Below are 4,452 nucleotides of genomic sequence, written 5' to 3' on the forward strand. Positions count from 1 at the left end.
AATCGCCAGTTTAATTTTCTCTTTATCGCCACTTTTCCCGTTATCTTGGATACAGTCTTAAAATATTGGATTTTCCGTTATCTCAATCGCATTTCTCCCTCGGCAGTGGCTACCTATCGTAATATGAATGAATAGGGTAAAATCGGGGAGAAACTTGTTAATTTACCCTTCTAATTTTGGGAGGATAATCTTGCTGCCGTCTCTTGTACTTTGGTAGATTCTAATTGCAAAGCAGTGGCAATCTGTTCTATACTTAAACCCAAAGCTAGTAAACCAGCGATCGCTTCAGTTTTAGCTTCTTCACGACCTTCTTCTTTAGCTTCTTGATAAAGTCGAGTCTGTCTGAGATCATCTAATCCGAACATAGCTTCTAACTCCGTGCGACTAAGATTAGTAAATTTATAGGCTAAGGTTCTTTCAATTAATTCTATAACTTTTTGCTGGAAAACTAGATCATCAATTTCAGCGATCGCTTTTTCTAAAAGTGGTTTTCCTCGTTGCTGTGCTAATTGGGGTGTAGCGACGATTAACTGAATAATTCCTAAACCCAGAGACGGATCCAGATTATCGATTAATTCATCTAAATAAATACGTCTGATCTGTCCCGTTATCTCAAATCCCCGCAGTTGATAGGGAAAATTATTATCCAGATCCCTGGAGGCAAATAAAGCGACAGCCATCCAATCCTGAACGGGTTTATACTGATTGAGATAGATGACAATTTCTGTTAAAAATCGCCAATAAAAATCACTTTTATCCTGAAATTGCACTTCAACAAAGTAAATAATTAGTTCCGGTGCTGCTGTGGTCGGTAAAAAAATACCGTCAAAACGACGCGCTAATTCTTTGATTTCTCGGGAGGAGAATTGATAATTTTCAGCTTTCTGGGTTGATTCTCCCAGTAATTCAAAAATTAACCCCGGAAAGGTTTGCAAGAGTTGATAAAAAATTGTATCGGTCTTCACAAGCTTGAAAAAATCTAGATATTTACTAACAATTACTTACAAATCATCCAACAATAGCGTTACTAACACCTTATCGACGCGATTACCGTCCATATCCACCACTTCCAAACGCAACCTTTGCCATTCAAAATGATCAGCAGCCCCCGGAATCCTGCCAAGATGGGTAATAATAAAACCCCCTAAAGTGTGATAATTGCCCTGTTTTTCCCCGGGTAATTCACTGATTTCAAATAATTCTTTAAAATCTTCGATCGCCACTGTACCATCGATCAACCAAGAACCATCTTCCCGCTGCACGATCTGAGCATCTTCAATATTATCTAATTGGGGTAAATCGCCGACAATTGCCTCTAAAATATCCTTGCGCGTCACCAATCCTTGAATCACCCCATACTCATCCACTACCAAGGCAATATGATGACCACTTTGCTGCACCAATTCTAACACCTTTAAACCCCTAGTGCTTTCCGGCACAAAAAGCGGCTGTTGTAAATCCTTCGTTAGGTCGAAACTTTCACCGTTTAAACAATCCGCTAATAAGTCTGTGACTTCGATTACCCCCAAAACCTCATCTAAACTGCCCTGACACACAGGAAAACGGTTATGATTGCTCTCAATTAGCTTCTGGCGGTTAATTTCGGCGCTATCTTCCAAATCTAGCCAAATAATATCTGGGCGCGTGGTCATAATCTGGCTTACTCTGCGATCGCCCAATCCTAACACCCTTTCCACCATATCCTGTTCTGCTTCCTCAAAGGTTCCCGCTTCGGTTCCCTGTTTAAGCATAATTTTCAATTCTTCTTCCGTAATTGGGGAATCATTGTTATTAGTATTAATCCCCAACAAACCGAGAATCAGATTAGTCGATTGACTCAAAAGATGGACAACAGGCGAAACAATTTTCGATAGCTTATCGAGAGGATCAGCAACGAGGATAGCGATTTTTTCAGGATTACTTAAACCTAACCGTTTCGGCACTAATTCCCCCACCACCAGGGATAGATAGGTAATAATTAACACCACTAATCCTAATCCCAAAGCTTGACTGTAGGGGGCTAAAACGGGAACTTGCGCCAATAATTGCGCCACACTGACCGATAAATTCGCTCCTCCGTAGGCCCCGGCAAAGATTCCCACTAGGGTAATGCCAATCTGCACCGTAGATAAAATTTGATTGGGATCATTGGCCAATTTTAAGGCCACCGCCGCCCGTCGATCATCTCTGGCTAATTGTTCTAAACGGACTTTGCGGGCCGAGACAATGGCAATTTCCGAGAGGGCAAAGACTCCATTGAGGAGGATCAGGAAGAAGATAACAAGAATTTCGGTAGTCGCCGAGAACATGGTTAAAAGTTACAGGTAAAAGGGCGGATAGTTGTTTGGATCATAGTGCGAGGATCGGTTAAGTTCAGTAAAGAATCATCTTGATTTTTAACGAGTTACGAAGGCTTGTGTCTGGAGGGAGGTACTCCCAGTATAAATGGGATAGGATCAAGTCCGCACTCTTAGCTCAGTTAGCAGTGAACAGTCAAGAGTGACCTGTTGCCAGTCAAAAAAGTTGTCCCTGGGAGAGTGGGGACAAACCATCTCAATCTATTCGCCTGAAAAATTATGATCGCTACACCCGTATCATCGAAATCGAACGCTATCACGGAAATCCGCCCCGGACTACCGACTATTTGCGGTTGGGAACAGGAAATTGCAGCGATTGTTAATCACGATGATCCGATCTTTTTACCGACAACAAATCTCACATTAGACAATATTAAGGCTGGTTTTGCCTGTGCCTTGCATATGCACCAACCCACCATCCCGGCGGGTGTTAACGGTGAATTAATCTGCAATCTCCAGCATATGTTCGAGAATCAGGGGGATGGTGATAACCATAATGCCAGCGTTTTTGCCTGGTGTTACAGTCGCATGGGCGATTTTATCCCGGAATTGGTGGCGGAAGGCTGTAATCCCCGGATTATGCTCGATTATTCCGGCAATCTCCTCTGGGGTTTGGTACAGATGGGACGGCAGGATATCCTCGATAAACTCAAATTAATCACCTGTAACAGTCAATATCAACCATTTGTGGAATGGTTGGGGACGATGTGGAGTCATGCGGTGGCCCCTTCCACACCGATTCCCGATCTAAAATTACAGATGCAAGCGTGGCAAACCTATTTTGCCTCGATTTTTGGCCCGGATGCCCTGAAACGAGTCAAAGGGTTCTCTCCCCCAGAAATGCACCTTCCTAACCATCCCGATACCCTCTACGAGTATATTAAAGCTCTGAAAGAATGCGGCTATCGTTGGTTATTGGTACAGGAACACTCGGTGGAAAATCTCGACGGTTCGGGATTGAGTCAGGAACAAAAATATATTCCTAATCGCTTGGTGGCCCGCAATTCTCGCGGTGAAGTGATTGCCATTACTGCTTTGATTAAAACCCAGGGTTCCGACACCAAATTAGTCGCCCAAATGCAACCCTACCACGAGGCTAAATGCCGGGGTAAACAGCAAATCGGTGGCGTTTGGGTTCCTTCCCTAGGTTCCCAGATTGCCGACGGTGAAAATGGTGGCGTGATGATGAATGAATTTCCTCGCGATTTTCCCAATCCTTGGCGGGAAATGCAGGGGGGTTCCAGTGTGGCAGGATTTAACGGCACGGAATATCTGGAGTTAATCGAGGCTGCTGGCGTTAATCCCCAAGATTATCCCCCAATTCAAGCCGTACACCAGCATAAAATCTGGCAGCGAGTTAATCCGGATGCCGCTACCCCAGAAGCGGTAGAACAGGCGATCGCTGAGTTAAAACAGTCCGACCACCGTTTTAGCATGGATGGGGCATCTTGGACAAATGATCTCAGTTGGGTGCGCGGTTACGAAAATGTCCTCGAACCGATGAACCAATTAAGCGCTCAATTCCACGAGAAATATGATCCTTTAGTACAGGCGGATCCTAGTTTTACCCGACGACCGGATTATCTGGAGGCACTGCTTTATAATTTGCTCGTGCAAACCAGTTGTTTCCGTTATTGGGGCCAGGGTACTTGGACCGATTATGCCCGCACTTTATACGCAAGAGGCGCGGCCTTAACCCGCTAGGATAGTAAGGTATCTAGGGCGCAGATTCTGCGCTCTAGTAGCACAGATGTATTAAACTAAATCCTGTTTAAAAGGTATCGGGGAGCGGGGAGAAACAATCCATCTTCTTTACATTAATTTACGAACGTTCTCTTATAGCGTTTCCTAAGCTAGTGAGGTACACATATTTTTCTTCCCTTTTGCCTAAAACCCATAACTTTTGTACCTCAGCAGACTGAAAAACGCTATAAATGTTTTTTAGCTAACTAGGGCTTGCTGAATAAATCTAAAAACCTTTTTGGGTAAGACTTTTAGACCTTTTGTCAATCAAAAAGTACTGGATATGGGAGTGATCGGGGGGAAATTTAGGCACTTTTTCCCTGAAAATTAGGTAATTGGCCACCTCAAAACT

At 43.8% G+C, this 4,452-nt stretch carries 3 protein-coding genes and 1 pseudogene; 2 read left to right on the plus strand and 2 right to left on the minus strand.

All coding sequences use genetic code 11. From position 1 onward, the window contains the following. Positions 1–135 (plus strand): annotated as a pseudogene (locus PX484_RS00060) (proton extrusion protein PcxA); the annotation flags it as partial. Between the two features lie 35 nt (positions 136–170). On the opposite strand, the gene PX484_RS00065 reads toward PX484_RS00060, so the two are convergent. Further along, the gene (locus PX484_RS00065; RefSeq protein WP_287767115.1) at positions 171–965 is read right to left on the minus strand and encodes an Rpn family recombination-promoting nuclease/putative transposase; all 795 of its coding nucleotides are present in this window, start codon (positions 963–965) and stop codon (positions 171–173) included. Positions 966–1,001: 36 nt separating this feature from the next. Beyond that, a complete protein-coding gene (locus PX484_RS00070; protein WP_004163630.1) occupies positions 1,002–2,309 on the minus strand; it encodes a hemolysin family protein in 1,308 nt (435 codons plus the stop codon). A gap of 267 nt (positions 2,310–2,576) precedes the next feature. Here PX484_RS00070 and PX484_RS00075 point away from each other — a divergent pair, with 267 nt between their 5' ends. Then, positions 2,577–4,061, plus strand: coding sequence for a polysaccharide deacetylase family protein (locus tag PX484_RS00075; protein WP_287767114.1), 1,485 nt, complete (start codon positions 2,577–2,579; stop codon positions 4,059–4,061). The last annotated feature ends 391 nt before the right edge of the window (positions 4,062–4,452 follow it).

Source organism: Microcystis sp. M49636_WE2 (assembly GCF_030065375.1).
Taxonomy (GTDB): Bacteria; Cyanobacteriota; Cyanobacteriia; order Cyanobacteriales; family Microcystaceae; genus Microcystis; species Microcystis aeruginosa_C.